The organism is Streptomyces sp. NPDC033270, assembly GCF_055576575.1.
The window spans coordinates 18,468-40,337 of record NZ_JBVIRA010000021.1; the positions used below are offsets into that span (position 1 = coordinate 18,468).

General features: G+C 71.2%; 12 protein-coding genes. 5 read left to right on the forward strand and 7 right to left on the reverse strand.

Going from position 1 to position 21,870, the window contains the following annotated elements; all coding sequences use genetic code 11:
- Positions 1-22 precede the first annotated feature (22 nt).
- The gene (locus tag ACZ5XZ_RS26350) at positions 23-487 is read right to left on the reverse strand and encodes a pyridoxamine 5'-phosphate oxidase family protein (protein WP_468982205.1); all 465 of its coding nucleotides are present in this window, start codon (positions 485-487) and stop codon (positions 23-25) included.
- Positions 488-696: 209 nt separating this feature from the next.
- On the opposite strand from ACZ5XZ_RS26350, the gene ACZ5XZ_RS26355 reads away from it, so the two are divergent.
- From ACZ5XZ_RS26355 to ACZ5XZ_RS26365, 3 genes are all read left to right on the forward strand, one after another.
- Positions 697-1,344: a cysteine hydrolase family protein gene (locus ACZ5XZ_RS26355; protein ID WP_468982208.1), complete on the forward strand. Its 648-nt coding sequence runs from the start codon at positions 697-699 to the stop codon at positions 1,342-1,344.
- A 948-nt stretch (positions 1,345-2,292) separates the two neighbouring features.
- Complete coding sequence (locus ACZ5XZ_RS26360) at positions 2,293-2,793, forward strand: RICIN domain-containing protein (protein ID WP_468982209.1); 501 nt, start codon at positions 2,293-2,295, stop codon at positions 2,791-2,793.
- Positions 2,794-2,974: 181 nt separating this feature from the next.
- Positions 2,975-3,715, forward strand: coding sequence for a class I SAM-dependent DNA methyltransferase (locus ACZ5XZ_RS26365; protein WP_468982211.1), 741 nt, complete (start codon positions 2,975-2,977; stop codon positions 3,713-3,715).
- A 50-nt stretch (positions 3,716-3,765) separates the two neighbouring features.
- Here the strand turns inward: ACZ5XZ_RS26365 and ACZ5XZ_RS26370 are convergent, their stop codons facing one another.
- The 5 genes from ACZ5XZ_RS26370 to ACZ5XZ_RS26390 all read right to left on the reverse strand — a co-directional run bounded on the left by ACZ5XZ_RS26370 (position 3,766) and on the right by ACZ5XZ_RS26390 (position 10,743).
- The gene (locus tag ACZ5XZ_RS26370) at positions 3,766-4,287 is read right to left on the reverse strand and encodes a Rieske (2Fe-2S) protein (protein ID WP_468982489.1); all 522 of its coding nucleotides are present in this window, start codon (positions 4,285-4,287) and stop codon (positions 3,766-3,768) included.
- A gap of 169 nt (positions 4,288-4,456) precedes the next feature.
- Complete coding sequence (locus ACZ5XZ_RS26375) at positions 4,457-6,622, reverse strand: S9 family peptidase (RefSeq protein WP_468982492.1); 2,166 nt, start codon at positions 6,620-6,622, stop codon at positions 4,457-4,459.
- 168 nt (positions 6,623-6,790) lie between these two features.
- Positions 6,791-8,011 (reverse strand): acyltransferase family protein, encoded by a 1,221-nt coding sequence (locus ACZ5XZ_RS26380; RefSeq protein WP_468982213.1) that lies wholly within the window; start codon positions 8,009-8,011, stop codon positions 6,791-6,793.
- A gap of 732 nt (positions 8,012-8,743) precedes the next feature.
- On the reverse strand, positions 8,744-10,033 hold the full coding sequence (locus ACZ5XZ_RS26385; RefSeq protein WP_468982215.1) for a sensor histidine kinase: 1,290 nt from the start codon (positions 10,031-10,033) through the stop codon (positions 8,744-8,746).
- Positions 10,030-10,743 carry a hypothetical protein gene (locus ACZ5XZ_RS26390; RefSeq protein ID WP_468982217.1) on the reverse strand — a complete coding sequence of 238 codons (714 nt, stop codon included), beginning with the start codon at positions 10,741-10,743 and terminating at the stop codon, positions 10,030-10,032. The genes ACZ5XZ_RS26385 and ACZ5XZ_RS26390 overlap by 4 nt, the downstream gene beginning before the upstream one ends.
- A gap of 260 nt (positions 10,744-11,003) precedes the next feature.
- On the opposite strand from ACZ5XZ_RS26390, the gene ACZ5XZ_RS26395 reads away from it, so the two are divergent.
- A complete protein-coding gene (locus tag ACZ5XZ_RS26395) occupies positions 11,004-11,735 on the forward strand; it encodes a glycosyltransferase family 2 protein (protein WP_468982219.1) in 732 nt (243 codons plus the stop codon).
- 145 nt (positions 11,736-11,880) lie between these two features.
- Here ACZ5XZ_RS26395 and ACZ5XZ_RS26400 read toward each other — a convergent pair whose 3' ends face one another.
- Entirely contained in the window at positions 11,881-19,641 is a 7,761-nt protein-coding gene (locus tag ACZ5XZ_RS26400; RefSeq protein WP_468982222.1) for an SDR family NAD(P)-dependent oxidoreductase, read from the reverse strand.
- Positions 19,642-20,271: 630 nt separating this feature from the next.
- Between ACZ5XZ_RS26400 and ACZ5XZ_RS26405 the strand changes: the two genes are divergently transcribed.
- Entirely contained in the window at positions 20,272-21,786 is a 1,515-nt protein-coding gene (locus ACZ5XZ_RS26405; protein ID WP_468982223.1) for a flavin-containing monooxygenase, read from the forward strand.
- Positions 21,787-21,870: the final 84 nt, after the last annotated feature.

The window sequence follows — 21,870 nt, forward strand, 5'->3', positions numbered from 1 at the left end:
GTCCACCGCCGCCCGCGCGCCCTCACCTGGGGATCTTGCGGAAGTCCCAGGACGCGACGGACTCCGGCGTCAGCCGCAGCCAGGCGTGCCGGCCGTCATGCGGCATCCGGGCCGCCCCGAAGTACTTCTGCGCGAACAGCCGCTCCGGAACGTCCAGTTCGGGGCAGTTCTCACCGGTGCGCGGCGCCTCGCCCACGAACTGCCCGCGGCCCGACAGTTCGGCGCCGCGCAGTTCGCCGTACTCCTGTCCGTCGTCGACGACCACCGCGATCCGCGGGTCCCGGCGCAGCTGGGCCCACCGCCTGCTGCGGGTGATCGAGTACAGCCACAGCGCCGACCCGTCCCAGACGAACCACAACGCCCCGACATGCGGCGCCCCGTCGCCGCCTACCGTCGCGACCCGGCAGGTGCGCTGCTCGGTGAGGAACGCGTCCAGTTCGCCCCGCGTCATCATGATCCGGCGCCCGCGCCGCTGTGTGTCGGTCATCCGTCATCGCCTCCGCTGCGTACCGCTTGCCTGCCTGACCCCGACGACTTGCCGCAACACCCGGCTGCGCCGGCCGCGCCGACCGCCCTGACGGTGTGTCAGGAATCATGGGCGCTCTTCCTGGTGGGCGCAATGCCCGGTACCCTCGCCCGCCTCGGACCGGCACGCCGGCAGACCGGGCCCGCCAGGGCCCCACAGAGGGGAACGCGATGCCACCGGACACCGCACGGCTCAGCGAGCAACCGGACCCGGCCTCGACGGTGCTGCTCACCGTCGAATGCCAGCGCGGTGTGGTCGGCCCGGACAGCGCACTGCCCGAACTCGCCGACGCGGCCCGCACCTCAGGGGCGCTCACCAACATCGCCCGCCTGGTGGCGGCCGCGCACGACGCCGGCATCCAGGTGCTGCACGCGGTCGCCGAACGCCGCCCCGACGGCCGTGGCGCCAGCCGCAACGCCCGTCTGTTCAAGGCGGCCGAGCGGCTGCCCGTCCAGCAGATCATCGGGTCCACGGCGGTCCGCGTCGCGGACCCGATCCCGGTCTCGGAGGCCGACCTGGTGGTGCGCAGACTGCACGGCCTGTCACCGATAGCCGGCACCGACGTCGACGCGCTGCTGCGCAACCTCGGGTGCCGGACGCTCGTCATCACCGGGGTGTCGGCGAACGTCGCGATCCCCAATGCGGTGTTCGACGCCGTCAACCTCGGCTATGCGGCCGTGGTGCCGGCGGACGCCATCGCCGGGGTGCCGGCCGACTACACCCCCGCGATGGTCCGCAACACCCTCGCCCTGGTCGCCACCGTCACCACCACCCAGGACGTCCTGGCCGACTGGAAGCGACCACGCCGGGCCCGCTGACCGCGGCCGGGCCGATCGACCGCCAACGGAAGGGGCGGAATGTTCGGGCTGGGCCGCCCTCGGCGGGGACGTGCCGCGGTATCCACCGGCTGATAGACCACGTCCCCAGGAGTGATGATCAGCGGCCACACCGCCCCCTCGTCACCCATCACGAACTCCACGGCGGGGTCCCCGTTCGGGGCCCGGATGCGCCTGCACCGCCTCACTTCGGCGGCGTCGATGCGCACCGTGTCATCGATGGCGGGCACATACACGCAGACCCGGCCCGCCGTCACGACGGCCCGGGGCCCCGTAACCCCTCCAGGAGCTGGATGACGTCCGCAGCCTCCATCGATGCCCCCCCACGTCGACACTCTTTGCCCCTCTTCGCCGCTGTCCATCCTGGACCTCCGCGGCCGGCGTGTGCGCCCGGCGTTCTGATCGGGTGGTGATCGTGACCGTGGGGATCCTGTGGGGATCCTGTGGGGATTCGGCCATGCGGCGACTCGCCGAATCGCGCCGAAGTGCCGGGTGAGCGGGAGAGGGGACGTGGCCTGATGTGGAGAACGGGGGGTGGGCGGCCGTGCTCCGGCTTTACGGCCCGGCCCTTCCGCTGCCCTGTGTCCGCCACCGTCCGTGCCGGCCCCCTATCGGCGTCCCGGCGTACCCGTCTACTGACGTCCGGGTAGTGGCGGGAATTCCCGGATCTTTGTCCTGGCCCCCTGTGCCGTTTACGGACACGGCACAAGTGGTCTCATGGCTTGCTTGACTTCGGCTCGATCCTGCGGGAATACAAATCCCTTGAAAACCCAGAACGCCCGGGTCTGTGCCGCGTCCGGATTCCACCTTCCGGAGGGATATGGCCGGCCGTAGGTTGCTTTGCGAGGCACATGCCTCGGGGAAGTGCAAACACAGTGCACAGTCAACTTCTCGTGTGACGTGCAGACGTCACGAAGCCAGGAGGAGATCGTGGCAACTCGCAAGGCCATCACTGCCGTTCTGTCCGTATCGGCTCTGCTGGGCACGGGGCTGCTGACCAGCGGCAGTGCCCAAGCGGCGTCCCCCGCGACATTCCGTCCGGACGTGCGGTACACGTTCCAGAACGTCGGGAGCGATCAAAATCTCGACGCGTTTGGAAATGACACCATCAAGGCCTGGTCGGCGGACGCCTCCGGAACTCAGGACTTCTACCTTCGAGTCGGAAGATTCCAGGGTTACCAGCTGGAGAGCGCGCATCACGCCGGCCGGTGTGTGACGGCCAAGGGCATAGGGCAGCAGGTGGCGCTGGAGAACTGCAACACTGCCGTACAGGCGCAGTACTGGGACTATGCCAACAGGGACGAGGGTTCCACGTTCATCAGCCGTAAGTTCGCCCGGGGCTGCATTGCCGACGAAGGCGAGCGCAACAGCGTGGCGCTCGCGCCGTGCACCGGGGTCGACGCTCAGCGATGGATTCCGCTGATCGGATAGGCGGGAGAGCCCACGCGGCAAAGCGGAAACCAGCCGGACCCGCCGGCGGTGAACGCGCAAATGGGCAGGGGCAAGTGGCAAGTGGCAGTGAGCAGGGGCGGGCCCCGGGCCGGATTCGGCTCGGGGCCCGCCTCGTAATTGAGTCGACAGCGACCCGCCGTGCCCGGCAAGGTGGCGGGCCGTGACGAGCAGTGAGCTGTGGACACGTGCGACCGCCGACCGCTACGACGCCGAAGAGACCGAGATGTCCTCGGCCCCCGTTCTCCTACCGACCATCGCCTTCCTCGCCGAACTCGCCGGAGACGGCCCGGCGCTGGAGTTCGCCATCGGAACCGGACGCGTGGGCATCCCGCTCCGGGAACACGGCGTGCCGGTTGTGGGCATCGAACTGTCCACGCACATGGCAGCGGTCCTGCGCCGCAAGATCGACGAGGACAGGCTCCCGGTCGCCATCGGAGACATGGCCACGACCACCGTTCCCGGCGAGTTCACCTTGGTCTATCTCGTCTACAACACCATCACGAACCTGCTCACGCAGGACGAGCAGGTCGAGTGCTTCCACAACGCCGCACGTCACCTGGCGCCCGGCGGCCGATTCGTCATCGAGCTGGGCGTGCCGCCGCTGCGGTTCCTGCCGCCCGGGCAGGTCGCGGTGCCGTTCGACGTCTCCGAACGGCATCTCGGCTTCGACACCTTCGACCTGGTCGAGCAGATTCTCGTCTCGCACCACCTCACACGCGACGGCGAGGACGGTCGCTACCGCCGAGGTGCCTCCCGGCACCGGTACGCCTGGCCTGCGGAGCTCGACCTGATGGCACGGATCGCGGGGCTCGAACGGGAACGACGGGTCGCGGACTGGGACGGGGCGCCGTTCACCCAGGACTCCGCGAAGCACATCTCCGTGTGGCGCAAGCCGGCCTGAGGCGGCCCCTCGTCGCGCGGCGACCACCCGAACCAAGGGCGGCCGGGCCCTCATCCGAGGGTGACCGAGCCGCCCTTGACGTTCACCTTGGCGGGCGCCAGCGGCTTGGTGGCGGGACCGTCCTTCACACTGCCGTCGGTGATGTCGAACTTGCTGCCATGGCACATGCAGTTGATGGTGCCGCCGGTGACCTCGCCGACGATGCAGCCCGCGTGGGTGCAGACCGCGGAGAAGGCCTTGATCTCGCCGTCCTGCGGCTGGGTGACGACAACCTTCTCGGCCTTGAAGATCTTGCCGCCCCCCTTGGGGATCTCCGAGGTCTTGGCGAGCGCGCCGCCCGTGCCCGCACCCGCGCCCGCCGTACCGCTGCCGCCGGCACCCGGGTCCGCGGGATCGCCGCCGCCGGCGCCGGGGTCCGCCGCGCTGCCGCCGCTGGCCATGCCGCTGCCGCAGGCCGCGAGCGCCGCCGTCAGCCCGGCCGCTCCGACCGCCGCGACCACGTTCCGCCGGGTCGCCCCGCGCCCCGCCGTCTTCGGGGTGGCCGGCGCCGCGTCCGCCTCCTCCGCCGTCATCGCTTCGGTCCGGATCTGTCGTGATGCCGCGTGTCCAGCCATGGTGTGCCTCCGGTTCCTGGTGGGGCCTTCGGTGCGCGATGTGCTCCAAGGACGTTGCACAGATCCATACGGACGGGCGGCCGCGGGCGTTCAACGCCGTACGCGTTCCCTGCCTACGCGTTCCCTCCTACGCGGGCTCTCCCGCGCGCCCGCGCAACGCGTCGAGCAGGAAGTCCCGCTGGAAGTGGAGCAGCTGCTCGTTGACCGCGTCGTCGGCCGGAGCGTGGGTGGCGCCGGGCAGCGGCAGCACGCTGTGCGGCTTGCCCGCCGCGAGCAGCTCCGCCGAGAAGCGCAGGGTGTGTGCGGCCGCCACGTTGTCGTCCGCGAGCCCGTGGACGAGCAGCAGCGGACGGCTCAGCAGGTGGCCATGGCCGGCCAGAGACGAGCGCGCGTAGTTCTCCGGCCGTTCCTGCGGGTGGCCCAGGAACCGCTCCTTCCAGTGGGTGTCGTACAGCCGCTGATCGGTGGGCGGGGCGCCGGCGACCGCGGCATGGAAGACGTCCGGGCGGTGCAGCACCGCGGCCGCCGCCAGGAACCCGCCGAAGGACCAGCCGCGGATCGCCACCCGCGTCAGATCCAGGTCGGCGCACCGCTCCCCGGCCGCCTGAAGGGCGTCCACCTGGTCCTCCAGCGCCGGCGTGAGCTGGTCGCCGTGCACGGCCTTCTCCCAGACCGGACCCCGCCCGGGCGTCCCGCGTCCGTCCACCACCAGCACCGCGAAGCCCTGCTCGGCGAACCACTGCGACACGCAGGTGAACCACCCGCGGGCCCGCCCCACCAGCTGCATGCCGGGTCCGCCGTACGGATCGAGCAGCACCGGCAGCCTGCCCTTGCCCTGCTGGTGCCAGGACGGCAGGAACAGCGCACCGCGCAACTGCCGTTCGCCGAGGGTGAGATGGAGCGGTCGCGGGGTGAGGGCCGGTTCCTCGGCGAGCGAGGCGATCACCCCGTCCGGCGCGCCGTCGCCCGTCCCCGCACCCGCCACCGGATCCGCGTCCCGGACCACCCGCACCTCGTTGCCGTGTGGTGTCACGCCCTCCAGGACGACCGTGCCGCCCCGCGCCACGCCCGCGTACCTGCCGGGGCCCCGGCTCAGCCGCCGGACGCCGTGGCCGGGACCGTAGCGCCACACATGGGTCTCCAACGGGTCCTCGCTCGCGGTGAACAGCACCTGTTCGCCCTCGACCCCCAGGACCGCGCGCAGCTGCAGCCCGTCCGGGGTGACCCGCCGACCGCCGACGGTCAGGAACCGGGTGCCGCCGTCGTCCTCGGGGAGCACCGGCGCGCCGGAGGCGGTACGGGCGGGAGTGCCGGGCACCAGCTCCACCCATGCGGCATCGGTCCGCTCGTGCCGCACCTCGGTGGCCCCGGTCGCCGGGTCGACCGCGAGCGTCCGCAGGGTGCGCTGGTCGCGGCTCTGGACGGCGACGTACGGGCCGTGTGCGTCCCAGCCCGCGTCGACGAGGTACTCATGCGTCCCGCGGTCCCATGCCACCTCCACCCGCTCGCCCTCCAGGGAGAGCAGCTGCACGGTGACCTCCGCGTTGGGGGTGCCCGCCGCGGGATAGGCGATGACCTGCGGCGGCTTCGCCGGATCGGCGGGGTCGCCGAGGTAGCGCCGTGCCACGGGACCGGTGTCGACCCTGGCCACCAGGAGGTGGGCGCTGTCCGGCGACCACCAGTAGCCGCGCATCCGCTGCATGGATTCGGCCGCGACGTATTCGGCCAGCCCGTAGGAGATGTCCGGTCCCTCCGCGCGGGCCAGTTGGCGGTCGCCACCGGCGAGGCCGACGACGTGGAGGCAGCGGCCGCTCACATACGCGATGTGCCGGCCGTCGGGGGAGGGCCGGGGGTCGACCACCGGGCCGGCCGCGGGGACCGGGAACGGTGCACCGCCGTCCGTGCGCACCGCCCACAGGGCGCCGGACAGCGCGAACGCCACGAGACGGGCGGCGTCGTCGGCCGCGTACGACACCACCCCCGCCGAGCGCTCCCTGGCCCGTTCCCGGCGCAGCCGCTCCTCTTCGGGGACGGTGTCGGCCGCCGCTCCTATCAGGAGCCCCGGATCGGCCAACAGGCTTTCCGCGCCGTCCTCGTACTGCCACAGCCGGCCCACCGGGTCGGTGCCCGAGCCCGTACGGACGAACAGGACGCGGCGGCCGTCGGGGGAGACGGTGAAGTGCCGGGGCACCCCCAGGGAGAAGCGGCGAGTGCGGGCGAACTGCCGTGGAAACGCGGCAGAGTTGGGGGACTTCGAAGAGCCCGTGGAGTTCACGGGGGGTGCGGAGTTCACGGTGCTGGCGTCCAAGGTGCTGTCCTCCAAGGGAGTGGGATCCGGTTCTGCGGTACCGGTACCTGCGGTGTACCGGTACTGCGCTCCGACAGGCGCTCGCACCCGCGCTCGCCCGGGACAACGTAGGCACGGATCAGATCCCTGGAAAAGGGGGGATCCGATCCGTAGTCAGGTACGTGTACCGACGCCGGCGTCCTCCTTCTCCGCGACGCCGGCGCCCCCCTTCTCCATGGCGCCGACCTGCCGGTCCCCTCGCCGCCAGGACCGTACTTCGGTCTGCTCCTTATGGGAGCCGTGGCGCATCTCCTGGATTCCCTTTTCGATCCCGTTGCGCAACCAGTTGCCCACGGGTCGTTCCACCAGTCGGTTGACGGCATACGAGAGCAGCAGCATGAGGGTGACGATCGCCGTGAGCAGCACGGGAGCGGGCATCCGATCCCGCAGGAGGTCGATCAGCGTGAATCCGATGTACATATGCAGAAGGTAGAGCGGGTACGTCAGGGATCCGGCCGTGCTCAGCCAGCTCCAGCGCACCTTGTCGAACGCGCCGAGAGCGATGGCCGCCATGAGCGCGAAAGCGACGATGATTCCCAGGCGCGCCGGCCAGGTGTCCGTCACCGCGGCCTTGTCGCCCAGATTCATCACCAGGCGCCCCCGCACATAGTGCTGCGCCAGGAGGAACTCCACGGCGACGATCGCCCACAGCAGCAGGGTCGGCCGGAAGCGATGCATCAGGTAGAAGGCGATTCCCGCAATGAAGTAGGGGGAGTACGGGGCGACCGCCCACACGGACAAGAAGTTGCTTTCGGCCTTGAACGCGATGACGCCGGCCACGGTCCACAGGCCGCAGAAAAGTACGCATCTGCGGTAGGTGACCCCCTTGTACACGACAAGCGCGAAGAGGAGATAGAACTTCAGCTCGACGAAGAGCGACCAGTAGACGTCATCCACGTCGGACACTCCCACACCTTGCTGCAGCATGGTGAGGTTGGTCAGTACGGTCTCCAGGCTGTCCGCACTGCGCACGCGTGGCCACAACGTCAGGACGGTCGCCGTCATGAGGACGGCGACCCAGTACGCGGGATAGAGGCGGGCAACCCGTGACTTGACGAAATCGCCGAGCGGACGTCCCCATGCGCTCATGCAGATGACGAATCCGCTGATCAGGAAGAAGACCTCAACGCCCAGCCAGCCGAACTGCGCGACATGGTAGAGCTCCGGTGAGAAGGCCTTGGGATCTCGGCCCCAACCGTCGCGAAGCGCTATGTAGTGGTAGCACAGAACCATCAGTGACGCCACGAAGCGCAACCCGTCGAGCACATACAGTCTGGGCTGCCCCGGCCCCTTTCCCAAGGTGGCCGGAGAGGCGGGTGGCGCGACGAAGCGCATACTGCGATTCCTTGTTCTTTCTCAAAGCGTCTTCAGCAAGAAGGGACGCGTGCTGATGCCGTGATGGCGGGTCACGGCACGGCCGGCGAGACGGGAACTCGGGCACGAGTCCCGCTGCGTCCCCTTGGGGCGGTCAGCTCGGTATTCGCTCATGTGTCGCTCTGTCACAGGCGCTGACGGCTTGCCGCATCGTCACGCCCAACCGGCTGAGTTGCACGACGCAGGCCGGCTTCGCCAACCAGCCGTTCCCAGGCTGACAGGCATGGTGAATTCTTGACCCTACGGCATATCCCTGCGACTTCAGGTAGGCGGCGCAGGGTTTGGCGGCGGCTTCCGCCGGGCTGGCTACGAGTATCGGCATCGCGGCCGCCAGTGTGGTGAGGACTGCGGCGACGCTCACACGTCGAAACGCTCGGTGCATCGGGCTACCTTTGGTGGGGGGTTGACGCGGAGTCATGTGGCGCAGAACGTGGGGAATTCCCTCGCCGTGGGGGCGGTCCGGCAGCGCCGACAGGGGTACCCGCTGTGGTGCGTTCGGGCGCGTACATGCGGTTCGTCAGGTCAGGTGATTCATCGGTTTCGGTTGCCGCGTGGGAAGACGGGAAGCCCAGGCGTTCGGTTCAGTCCGGGGAGGGTTTTTCGATTCCCGGCCGCGCGCCGCGACCACCGGAATTTACGGCTGCGCCGTTCCCGTAATCGTCACCCGGGACCGGGGGAGCGCGCCGTGGCGCCCTACTCCTGCGACTGCCGCTCGGCCGTCAGGCGGAGGGTGGCGACCGCGCCGCCGCCGGGGGCGTTGGAGAAGCAGAGGGTGGCGCCGAGCACCCGGGCCTGGCCGCCGGCGATGGTCAGACCCAGGCCGTGGCCGGACTTGCGGCTGCCGCCCGAGCGGGTCTTGAACCGCTGGGGGCCGTGGTCGAGGAGGTCGTCCGGGTAGCCGTCGCCGTGGTCCCGCACGGTGACGACCGGGCCGTCGACGGTCAGCACCACCGGCGGGCGGCCGTGCTTGTGGGCGTTGGTGATCAGATTGCCCAGGACGCGTTCGAGCCGGCGCTGGTCGGTCTCCACGCGGGCGTCCCGGATGACGTCGACATCCGCCGCCAGCCTCGTGGCCCGCACCGCGCGCTCGACCAGCGGGCCCAGCTGGTGGATGTCGAGGTCGGCGCGTTCTACCTGGGCGTCGAGCCGGGAGATCTCCAGCAGATCCTCGGTCAGCCGGCGCATGGTCTGGATGCGCTCCTGCACCATCTCCGTCGGACGGCCGGGAGGGAGCAGCTCGGCGGCCGCGTGCAGTCCGGTGAGCGGGGTGCGCAGCTCGTGGGACACGTCGGCGGTGAAGCGCTGTTCGCTGTGCAGCTTGTTCTGCAGGGTGGCGGCCATCGCATCGAGCGCGGCCGCCACCGCGGCGGCCTCGTCCTGGGCGAGGTCGGGCCGCAGGGCGCGGGGGTCGCCCACCCGTGCGTCGAGGTCGCCGGTACTGATCCGGCGGGCGACCCGCGCGGTGCGGTGCAGCCGACGGGTGATTCGGGAGACGCCGAACAGCCCGACGAGCAGGGTGACACCGATCGCGGCGGCGGAGGAGCCGATGATGGCCCGGTCCAGTCCGCGGATGGCGGCGGCCCGGTCGCCGTAGTCCAGGCGTACCGCCAGCGCCCGGCCGCCGTCGACGGGGGCGACGGCCCACATCGCCGGCCGGCCCTGGTGGTCCGCGAGCTGCGTGCCGCGCTCCTTGTGGTGTACGGCCATCTCGCGGAGGTGGTGGGGGAGGTCCGGCGGATCCACCGCGGCATTGCGGCCGAGGGGCTCCCCGGCGACGTAGGTGGCCACCGCGCCGTCCAGTTCGTCCAGGGCGGCGCCGCGGGCCTGGCTCTCGGTCTGCTGGCCGACCAGGACGTGCACCAGGATGCCGAGCAGCGCGGCGAGGGTGCAGCACATGACGGTGATGAAGACGGCGAACTTCCAGTAGAGGGTCGCCGTCCAGGAAGGCAGCCGCGGTGCGGCCCGCCGCCGGGCGGTGTTCACGGCGTACGCCTCGGCACGGGGGAGGAGACCGCCCGGTCGAACTCCATCGCCCGGATCTCCATGGTCTGCTGCTTGTCGTCCCAGGAGTGGACGGTGCGCATCTCGTACCCGGACGAGCTGGTCGGCTCCCGCATGATCAGGTCGCCGTCCGACACCTCCACCGACAGCGGTGTGCCGGCGGTGTCCAGGATCCGGTTCACCACCCCGCCCCGGATCATGTAGGCCCATACCGCGACCGTGTGCTCGCCCCCCTCGATGCCGACGATCAGCTCGTCCTTCCCGTCGTGCGTCAGGTCCTGGTATTCGGCGGCCCGCACGGGACAGCGCTTCGGCTCGGCGGCGCACCGGGCGATCCTGCGCTCGGTGGCCTTGTCGAAGGCCGGCGTCTGCCGGCGGGCGTCCTCGGTGATCTGCGCCTTGACGACGTCGATCGCGCCCAGCGTACGGATGTTGCCGGAAGGGAGGTGGGGCAGCCCGGGGAGGGGTGACGGTCCGTCCTGGCCGCTCTTGTCGGGCGGCGGCGGAGGCGCGGGCGGCCGGTCGGGCCACAGCCGGGCGGGAGCCGAGGCGATCGGGGTCTGCCCCGCGCTCTTCGGCTGCCCGGTCCCCGCACACCCCGCGACCAGCAGCGTCGCCGCGCCCGCCGCCGAAAGAGCGAACCAGGCGGGCCGTACCCGGCGGGGGAACGGCAGGGAGCGGAGCAGGGGCACGGGACTTCCAGACAGCGCGGGGCGGCAGTGCACGGGGACGATGATGTTCCCTGCCCCGCATTACGGCAATCCGGCGGTTGCGTAACGGTTGCCCGTAGATGGGCACACAGTGCCGTTGCCGATTCGGCCATTCGTTCGGGTCGCGTACCCCTGGAGGGCTCGCGGCCGGGCGGGTGCACGGGGCACCGAGAGTGAAACCCTGGCCATTGGTCATGTCATGATCGCGGGCGGGATAACCCCTCTCCGACAGGACCCGTTCCATGCGAACCATCAGCGTCATCACCGCCGTACACGAAGGCGGCCACCACTTCATCGGTGACACCTATGAATCCCTGCGCGAACAGAAGCTCCCTGACGACTGGGAATGGGAGTGGTGCGTGCAGGAGGACGGCACCTCGGGTATCCCTGCGAGCAGCCTGCCCAGTGACCCCAGGATCAGATTCGGTACAGGACTGCGGGCGCGCATAGCGGTGACGCGCACACACGCCCTCGCGCGTGCCACCGGAGACCTCATACGGACGTTGGACGCGGACGACGTACTGCTGCCGGGGGCGCTGGAGCGGGACATCGAGACCCTGGAACGCGTCCCATGGTGCGTGTCCGCCTGTATCGACCTCCACGAAGACGGGAGCACGGCACCAGGTCCCTGCGACCCTCCGGACGGCCCCTTGGAGCCCGCCCGCCTCTATCGCGAGATGCTGGAGCGGCGTCTGTCCGTTCAGGCGACCACCTTCGCCGCGCACCGCCGCCTGGTGGTGGCGCTGGGCGGCTGGCAGGCGCTGTCCGGAGCCGAGACGGTCGCTCTGCTCCTGGCCGCGGAGGCGGTGGCACCGGGTGAGTTCATAGCGGAGCCGAGCGTCTTCTATCGCAAGCATCCCCACCAGACGACCGCGTCCGATCGCTACTGGGAGCCGACCGAAGCGGCCACTCGGATCGAAGCGCTCCTGCAACGCGCCCGCGCCCTGCGGGAGTCAGGCTGGAAGTGGCAGTAGCAACACCGCCGCCGGCGCGCGCCCGCGGCCAACCGGTCGTACGCGGCGAAGGACTGGTCGGCCGCGGTGCGCAGGCGTTCGTCGCGGCCGGCCTGGAGGTAGAGCTCGGTGAGGCGCCGGGTCTCGCCGCCAGGCGGCGAGTCGCTCAGGAGCGATCCTGGCGTGGTGGCGGGTTCGGCGGGTTCAGTGGACTCACCGGGAGAGTCCGGGTGGCGGACAACGGTGCGGATGCCGTGTCCTCCCGGGCGGCTGAGGAGGCGGGGGCGGTCGTGTCGTCGCCGGCGGCCGCCCGGGAATCCCCCGAGAGGCCGAGGCGCAGCAGGACCAGATGGGCGATGTCGGTGATGGTGCCGCCGCTGCGCAGGAGTTCCATGGGCGGGATGTCGATGTCGAAGCGTCTGCGGACGGAGACCAGCAGCTCGGCGACCATGAGCGAGTCCAGGCCGTACTCGTCCAGCCGCCGGTGGTGATCGAGATCCTCGGCGTCCATGTGCAGGACCTCGGCCAGGAGTTGCGCGAGCACATCGGCCACGGCGCGCGACGCGTCCTGGACGGACATCGCCGCGAGCGCCCGCAGGATCTCCTCCCGGGTGTGGTCGGCTTCCTTCAGGTGTTCGGGGAACAGCAGGGAGAGCCGGGGTGCCGCGAGAGCGGGCAGCAGCCGGCGCATGCGCCCCCAGTTGTAACGGCCCACACCTGCCACTTCCAGGCCACTGCCCGTCAGCAGGTCGGCAGCGGTGAAGGCCTCGTGGAGCGATACGGATTCGATCCCGGCGGAGGCGAGTGTCTGCGTCAGCTCGTTGCGGGCGACATAGCCGGCTTCGCCGATGGCTCCCCAGGCGATCGCCTGCCCGGTGGCCCCGCGGTCGCGGCGCCGGCGGACCAGGGCTTCCAGCCAGAGGTTGGCCGCGGCGTAGTTGGCCTGGCGGATGTTGCCGAGGACGGTCGTGCCCGACGAGTACGTCAGGAACATCTCCAGCTCGCGTCCGGCGAGGAGGTGGTCCAGCACCATGGCACCCGCCGCCTTCGGGGACAGCGCGGCCGCGAACCGTTCGTCGGTGAGTTCGGTCAGCAGATCGTCCTCCAGCTGCATCGCGCAGTGGACGACGCCGCGCAGCGGGTGACCGCCCGCGTCGATGTCCTCGACGACGCGCCGCATGGCCGGGAGGTCGGTCACATCGGCGGCGTACGCGGTGGCCCGTACGCCGCGCGCCGCGAGTGCGGCCAGCACGGCCGGGGCCTCGGGTGCCTGATCGCCGCGGCGGCAGACCAGTGCGAGGTGGCGCACGCCCCGCTCGGCGAGCCAGCCCGCGCTCGCGGCGCCGAAGCCGCCGAGGCCCCCGGTGACCAGATACGTACCCCGAGGGTCCAGGCGCGGCGCCGGCACGCGCCGTTCGACGGGGACGGGTTCGTCCAGCGGGTCGAAGGCGACGACGACCTTGCCCACATGGCGGGAGTGCTGCAGGAGCTGGAATGCCTCGGCCACGCGTGCGGCGGGATACACACTGTGCGGAAGCGGGCGGTACGACCCGGCGCGTACGCGTTCGGTGACGGCCGCGAACAGCGCGGCACCGTGGACGGGGTCGAAGGCGAGGGCGCTGAGGTCGACGCCGAAGAAGGCGATGTTGTTGCGGAAGGGGCGCAGGAGCAGCGGTTTGTTCTCGTAGATGTCGCGCTTGCCCAACTCGACGAAGCGGCCGCCGGGGCGCAGCAGTTCCAGGCTGCGCGTGATCGCCTCGCCCGCGAGGGAGTTGACGACGACATCGACCCCCCGCCCGCCGGTGGCGGCCATGACTCCGGGAACGAACTGAAGGCTGCGTGAGTCCAGGACGTGCTCGACGCCCAGGTGCCGCAGCAGTTCCCGCTTCGCGGGAGTGCCCGCGGTGGCGATCACGCGGGCCCCGCACGTGTGCGCGTACTGGAGGGCGGCGAGTCCGACTCCGCCCGCGCCACCATGCAGCAGTACCGTCTCCCCGGCTCCGAGCCGGGCCAGTTGGTCGAGGCTGTAGTGCACCGTGGCGAACGCGACGGGCAGGGTGGCGGCCTCGGTGAAGCCCATCCCTTCGGGGATGTGCCCGAGTGCCTGGTGGACGGTGACGGTGTGCGAAGCGAGGGCGGCGGGCGCCAGTCCGTACACGCGGTCGCCGGGCCGGAAGCCGGTGACGTCCGGGCCGACGGCGGTGACGATGCCGGCGCACTCCAGGCCGAGGCCCGTTTCGCTGTACGTCCCTTCGAGCGCCTCGGTCGGCAGCAGTCCCACCGCCTGCATCATGTCCCGGTAGTTCAGGGCGGCCGCCCGTACGGTGACGGCCACCTGGCCGGGGCCCGGCGTGACGGGTGTGTTCTCCACCCATGCCAGCTGGTAGGAGAGCCCTGGGGAGCGCACGTCCAGCGTGAAGGCGTCCGCGACCGGTGCGGCCGCCCTCGTCGGGCCGGCGGCGGGCATCGCCAGCTCACGGGGCACGAATCTGCCGCCACTCGCGGTGATCACGATTTCGGTCTCGACGTGGTCCGAGAGGAGCTCGCGGGCGACACGACGGGCGTTGGTGGTGAGGGTTTCGCCGCCGCGGTCCAGTGAGACGGCGCGGACGCACAGCCGCGGTTCCTCGTTGGCCAGGGCCCGTGCGATGCCCCACACGGCGGCGTCCTGGGGCGAGCGGGCACGCTCGGGCGGGGGCAGCGCGCCACTGGGGCGGGTCACCATGGTCAGCGAGGCATGGCTGCCGTCCGCGAGGTGGGCACAGGCAGCCGTGACCGCACGCATGAGGGCGGCGCGCCGGGTTGCCTGTTCCACCGCCCGGACGGGGTCCGGCTGGGCGGCCTCGCCGAGGAGGACGCAGACATCCGCACCGTCCTCCCCGAACTCCGCCGCCCAGTCGACGGGGCCTTCCTCCAGCAGGCGCACCGGTGTGGCGCCGCCGCCGTCCGGGGGCGGCACAAGGGCTGCGAGGCTCCGTGCGAAGCCGAGCTCCGCGGCCGTCTCCGCGGCGACGACCCACCGGCGGCCCGGCCGGTCCGCCGGGAGCGGCGGCGCCACGACCGTGCGCCTGGGGGCGGCGGCCAGGAGGACGGAGAAGTCCTCGCGGCAGGGGGCCGCGTCGTCGCCGGTGCGGATGATGTCCGTGAAGCCGCACCGCTCCAGCAGAGTGGGCCACCGGTCCGCGGGCAACAGCGGGGAATCCGGGCGCTCTTCGAGGTCGGCGCGGTCCCAGAAACTGTCCAGGGTGCCGAAGTAGGGCGCCAGCAGGTACGGATCGTGGCTCTCGACCCCCAGCAGCAGTCCGCCGGACGCCAGCAGGGTCGCGACGCGGCGCACCGCTGAGGCGAGGTGCTTCGCGGTGTGCAGGGCGTTGGCGGCGATCACGAGGTCGAAGCCCGCCTCGCACAGCCCCTGGCCGGCCGGGTCGGCATCGAGGTCGAAGGGCCGGTAGGTGACGAAGTCGTATGCGGCGAAGCGGCGTTCGGCGCGTGCCAGGAAGGCCGGTGAGACATCGGTGTACACGTACTGGGTACGCTCCGCCGGCAGCAGTGGAAGCAGGGCCGCGGTCATGCCGCCGGTGCCCGCCCCCACCTCCAGGACGCGCAGCGGCCGGTCGGCGGGCCACCTCCGTACCGTCTCCCGCAGGAGGGCTTGTGCGACCCGGTTGTGGAAACGAAGGGTGACGGCCGTGTCGTAGAGCTGCTCCGCGTCGGCGAGGCTGCCGTCGGACACCAGGATCTCGACGGGGTCCCGGCCGTCGCCGGTGAGCACTTCCCGCAGGCTGCTGATGGCCAGCCGGCTCTCGACGGACGCCTGCGGGAAGTCCAGGGTCAGCCGGCGCAGCAGCTCCCGGTCGTCGAAGGCCGACCGGGTGAGCCTGAGCCGTTCGCCGTCCTGTTCCAGCAGTCCGTGCCGGACGAGTTCGGGGATCATGCACATGAGGTAGGGCGTGCGCCCTGGGGCCATGCCCGCGGCGATGAGGTCGGCCACCTCGAAGGGGGCGGCGACGTCCGTGAGCAGGTCCGCGACGGCGGCCGCGTGGCGATGGGCGGCGGCCTCTTTGAACAGGGCCACGAACCGTGCATAGCCGCTCTCGCACGCGTGCTCGCGGGGGGACCGGTGGATCTCGTGCCAGTCCGCGCGGAGCGCGGCGATACGGTCGGCGGCGGCCGCCGCGAGGTCCGAAGGGGCCGCGGGCGGCTCGCCCACGGCCGGTTCGCAGCCGCCGGGCAGGGCGCGCAACTCCGTGTGATGCGTGGTCAGCATCGTGCGGGCGGCCGCAGCGAACCTGCGCTGCCGGCAGCGCCGCAGTTCGACACTGACCGTTCCGTCCTGGTCGGTGACGACGATGTCCCAGCCCGCTTCGCCCGCCGAGAACGCGCGCTGCCGCACATGGATCCACCCGCTCGCAGCCGGCGTGCGCCACACGCGGACGGCTCCGATGGCGGCCGGCAGATACACCGTGCCGGCCGCCACCTCCGCTGCGATCAGCGGCGCGCCCGCCTGCAGTGCCCCGTCCAGCAGGGCGGGGTGCGCCACGTACTCCTCGCCGGGCGCCTCGTGCCGGTAGGCCGCCAGTACCTCGCCGTCGCCCACGTGCAGTGCGTCCAGCACCTGGAACGCGGGTCCGTAGTGGAGACCGGCGCGCTCCACCGCCTCGTAGTGTTCCGCCCCGCTCACCGGGCGCGGGCAGCGTGCTCGTACGCCGGGGATGTCGAGGTCCGCCGGCGGCCGACCGATCAGGGCGCGGACCCGTGCGCGTACGTGCTGGCGCGGCCGTCGGGCCTGTGCTTCGGTGCTGGTGATGCTCACCAGTCCGTCGTCCGGGGTGATGGCCAGCTGGACGTGGACACTGCAGGCCTCCGCCCAGGGCACGACCAGGGGGCGGGTGATCTCCAGACAGTCCACTTCCGCCGCCGTGTCGAGGGTGAGGCGGCCGGCGGCCATCGCCATCTCCAGGTAGGCCGTCGCGGGGAACACGACCGAGCCCGCCAGCTTGTGGTCGGCCAGCCACGGCGCCAGCGCGGGTTCGATGGCCCCCTGCCAGGTCGGTACGGGGGACGGCAGCCGCTCGCCCAGCAGCGGGTGATCCAACTCGCCCGAGCCACTGGTCCGCAACCAGGTCTGCGGGGTGCCACTCCAATGCCGCTCGCGCTGCCACGGGTACGCCGGCAGTCGCGCCACCCGGCCCCGCTTCGGGAAGTACCCGCTCCAGTCCAGCCGGGCGCCTTCGGCCATGAGCGTGGTCACGGCGTGGTGCATCGCGTCCCGCCCGTCGAGACCGCGCCGCAGTGTGGGCGTCACCGCGATCACCGTCCGGGGACGGGAGTGGGCGATCCGACGCAGATACGACCTCAGGACGGGGTGCGGCCCGATCTCCACGAGGACATCCGCGCCGTCGTCGAGCACCCCTTCCACCGCTGAGGCGAACCGAACCGGCTCCCGGACGTTGCGCCACCAGTAGTCCGCGCCGAGGTCGAGGCCCGCTATCCGGCCACCGGTCACGGTCGAGACCATCGCGACCCTCGTGGCCGCGGGCCGCAGGCCGGTCAGCCCACGGCGCAGCGGCTCCTCGACCCGGTCCATCGCCGCGCTGTGGAAGGCGTAGTCCAGGTCGAGTTCCTTGCAGACCACGCCGCGCCGCGTCAGCCTCTCGGTGAATTCCCGTACGGCGGCCGCCGGACCGGCGACCGTCACATCGCGGCCGCTGTTCACCGCCGCCACCTCCACCCCGGGGAAGGCGGCCACCGCCTCCTCGGCCTCCGCCGGCGGCAGCGCGACGGCAGCCATCCGGCCGCTGCCCGCGGTGGCCGCCTGGCAGTGGCTGCGCTCGGCGATCACCTGGGCGGCCTGCCGCAGGTCGAGCGCCCCGGCGACATGGGCGGCGGCGACCTCCCCGACACTGTGCCCCAGCACGCTGTGCGGGCAGATGCCCTGTTCCTCCAGCATCCGCACCACGCCGACCTGCACGGCGAACAGCAGCGGCTGGGCGATCTCCGTGCGCCCCAGACGCGCCCGGTCCGCCGGCACGGTGAGCTCCTCGGTGACCGACCAGCCCAGCAGCGGGGCCAGGGCGGCGTCGACCGCCGTCAGGGCCTCGCGGAAGGTCGCACTGCCCGCGAGGAGATCGGCCGCCATGCCCGCCCACTGTGAGCCGTTGCCGGAGAAGACGAAGGCGATCCGCCCATGGCGGACGGCCCGGACGGTCGTCCCGATCGAGCAGTCGCGCTCGTGCTCGCGGTCGCGGTCGCGTGGGGCAGGGGCGAGCGCGCGCCGTCCCGGCTCGCCCGTCGTGGGCGGGGCGTTTGTCGCGGGTGAGGCATCCGTCGCTTCGTCGGGGCCGGGCTGAGGCCCGGCCAGAGCGCGCAGCCGCTCGGCGGCGACGCGGCGAGGGGCCAGTACGGCCGCGCGGTGCGGGTGCATGCCGCGGCGCCGGCAGGTGGTGTAGGCGATGTCGTAGAACTCCCGCTCGGTGACGGTTTGCAGCCGTTCGGCGAGCAGCGAGGCGGCCTCGACCAGGGCCTTCGGCGTGCGTGCGGAGACGATCACCGGGTACGCCGGTTCCGCGTGCCCCGCCGCCCCCTCGGCACCGGAACTCTCCGGTGGGGCGGGCGGCAGTGCCGGCGAAGAGGTGAGCACGGCATGGGCGTTGGAGCCGCCGAAGCCGAAGGAGTTGACTCCGACGACCGGCCGGTCGACAGCGTCCACGGGCCGGCAGCGGGTGACGGGCGCGAGGTTGAGCCCCGCGAAGTCGATGTCGGGGTTGGGCGGACAGGCGTGGAGAGAGGGCGGGATCATCCCGTGCCGGAGCACGAGCAGCGCCTTGAGCAGCCCCGCCATTCCGGAAGCGGGCTCCAGGTGCCCGACGTTGCTCTTGACCGTGCCGATCGCCAGTGCCCCGCCGACTCGTCGGCTGCCCAGCGCACGGCCGATGGCCCGGCATTCCATCGGGTCGCCCACCAGGGTGCCGGTGCCGTGGGCCTCCAGGTAGACCAATTCGTCCGGCGCCACGCCCGCCTGCGCGTACACCGAGCGCAGCAGGTCCTCCTGTGCGTCCGCGTTGGGCAGCGCCAGTCCCATGGTCCTGCCGTCGCTGTTGGACGCGGTGCCCAGGATGACCCCGTGGATCCGGTCGCCGTCGGCCACGGCGTCCGCCAGCTTCTTCAGGACGACCAGGCCACCGCCCTCGGCACGTACGAACCCGTCGGCGTTCGCGGAGAACGCGGCGCATCGGCCGGTCGGCGACAGCATGGCCGCCTGCGAGAACCCCACGTAGTGGTACGGGCTGAGCAGCGCGTTGACACCGGCCGAGAGCGCCACCCGGCTGCTGCCGTCGAGCAGGGTGCGACAGGCCCGGTCCAGAGCCACCAGGGACGAGGAACAGGCGGTGTCCACCGCCATGCTGGGACCGTGCAGATCGAAGAAGTGCGACAGCCGGTTCGCGGCGATCGAGGACGCGCCACCGGACATCGTGTACGCGTTGACGGCCTCCGGCGTCCCCATCTGCAGGGCCCCGTAAGAGGTGTCGGACACCCCCACATACACCGCCGCATCAGAACCCGCCAGTCGTTCGGCGGCGATACCGGCGTCGTCCAGTGCTTCGACGGCCAGTTCCAGCAGCAGCCGGTGCTGGGGATCCATGTGAGCGGCCTCCTTCGGCGAAATACCGAAGTAGGCCGCGTCGAAACCGGCGATGTCGGCGAGGAAACCGCCCGCGGCCGTGTAGCTCTTGCCGGCGCGCGGCATCGACGTGTCGACGAACCGGCGGGCCTCGAAGCGGTCCGCCGGCACTTCGCCGACCACATCACGGCCCTCCTCCAGAGCAGCCCACAATCCGTCGAGATCATGGATACCGCCCGGCAGGCGGCATGCCGCCCCGACGACCGCGATCGCCCGGTCCGGTGGCACTCTCCTGTTGTCAGGCATGAACTACCCACTTTCCTACAGGGAGACCAGCGGCCTGCGGTCACCATGGCTGAGGAACTTGGTGTAGAAATTCGGTGAGATTGAGATCGCGTATTGCGCGTCCATACTTGCGGGCACTCGTCGGGTGAGCCGGTGCGGTGGTCCCGGCATGGAAGAGGCGCCAAGAAAACCCGTCACCTCATGAAGTCACACCTTCGGCACTCCGTCAACGGCTCGTGCCCATTTCGCTGAGAACAGATCGAAATCCGGGCGCCAGCGCCCTTTTCACGCACGCCCATGCCTACTTGAACAAATGCGCTGCGTCAATTCATTCGAATCCTTATCGCCCTGCGGATCCTCATCGCCCTGCGGTTCCTTGCGGGCTCCTGCTGGCCGAAAGGCCCACACGACCGCCCCGGCCCACTCATGCACCACGACCGCCCGCCCACCACTACGCGCCCCATCTGCACCGCTGAGAAACTCTCACCCAATCCGTTGGGGAACTCTGCTTGGGCTACCCGAAAACCAGCAACCCCCGCTATTGGTCGTATACCACTCGTAAGTCGACTGTCCTACGCTGGTATTCGTCCCGGTGCTTTATGGCGTGGTGGGCATTCCAGCGGCTTCAAGGGACTGGAAAGGCGGCGAGCCATGGCGGAGCTGGCGGGTGAGCACGTACACGTGGCGGTGATCGGATCCGGATTCGGCGGCCTGGGCGCGGCCGTACGGCTCCGCCGCGAGGGCATCACCGACTTCGTCGTGCTGGAGCGGTCCGGCTCCGTCGGCGGCACCTGGCGGGACAACGCCTATCCCGGCTGCGCCTGCGATGTGCCCTCGCACCTGTACGCGTTCTCCTTCGCCCCCAACTCCCGGTGGCCGCGCACCTTCTCCGGGCAGCGGCACATCCGCGCCTACCTGGAGCACGTCACCGACACCTTCGGGTTGCGCCCGCACATCCGCTTCGACTGCGAGGTCCACGCCCTGCGCTGGGACCCCGTCGCACTGCACTGGGAGATCGACACCGCCCAGGGGAGGCTGACCGCCGACATGACCGTCTCCGCCACCGGCCCGCTGTCCGCCCCCAAGGTCCCGGATACTCCAGGGCTGGAGACGTTCCCCGGCAAGGTCTTTCACTCCGCCCGCTGGGACCACGACTACGACCTGCGCGGCAAGCGTGTGGCGGTGATCGGCACCGGTGCCTCCGCCGTCCAGATCGTGCCGTCCATCCAGCCCCAGGTGCGGCGGCTCACGCTCTTCCAGCGCACTCCGCCGTGGGTACTGCCGCGTCTGGATCGCAGGATCGGCGGTGTGGAGCAGTGGCTGCAGGAGAAGGTCCCGGCGGCGGGGGCGCTGCGGCGGGCGGTGCTGTGGGGTGTACGGGAGCTCCAGGTCGGCGCGTTCACCAAGCGGCCGCGCGAACTGGGCATGATGGAGCGGGTCGCCCTGTGGCATCTGCGCCGGGCCGTCAAGGACCCGGCGCTGCGGGCCGTGCTGAGGCCCGACTACCGCATCGGCTGCAAGCGCATCCTGTTGTCCAACACCTACTATCCGGCGCTCGCCCGCCCCAACGTCGGCATCGTCGCCTCAGGGCTGCGCGCGGTGCACGGCTCCACGCTCACCGCGGTCGACGGCGAGCGGGCCGAGGTCGACGCGATCATCTTCGCCACCGGCTTCCACGTCACCGACACACCGATCGCTCGGCGCACCACCGGAGCCAGGGGCACCACGCTCGCGGAGGAGTGGCAGGACGGTATGGCCGCACTGCGCGGCGCCAGCGCGGCGGGCTTCCCGAACTTCATGACGATCGTCGGCCCCAACACCAACCTGGGCAACAGCTCGATGATTCTCATGATCGAGTCCCAGCTCAACTACCTGGCCGACTACCTCCGGCAGCTCGATCTGCACAACGACGGGCCAGGTGACGGGCAAGGAAAGGCCGCGCTGGACGCCCGTCCCTCCGCGGTGCGCGCCTACAACGACCGGCTCCAGGAACGCATGCGGCGCACCGTGTGGAACACCGGAGGCTGCGACAGCTGGTACCTGGACGCCGCGGGCCGCAACACCACGGTCTGGCCCGGCACCACCGTCGAGTTCCGCAAGGCCACCCGGCGGGTGAACCCAGCCGAGTACGAGGTGCTGCGCATCCCGGCCGCGCCCGGCCCATGACGAGCAGGGCCGGCTCTTTGGCCACGTGCCGGCTGACCAGGCCGCCGTGCCGTGAGGAGCCGGGGCCATTGCGGGGCGCGCCCC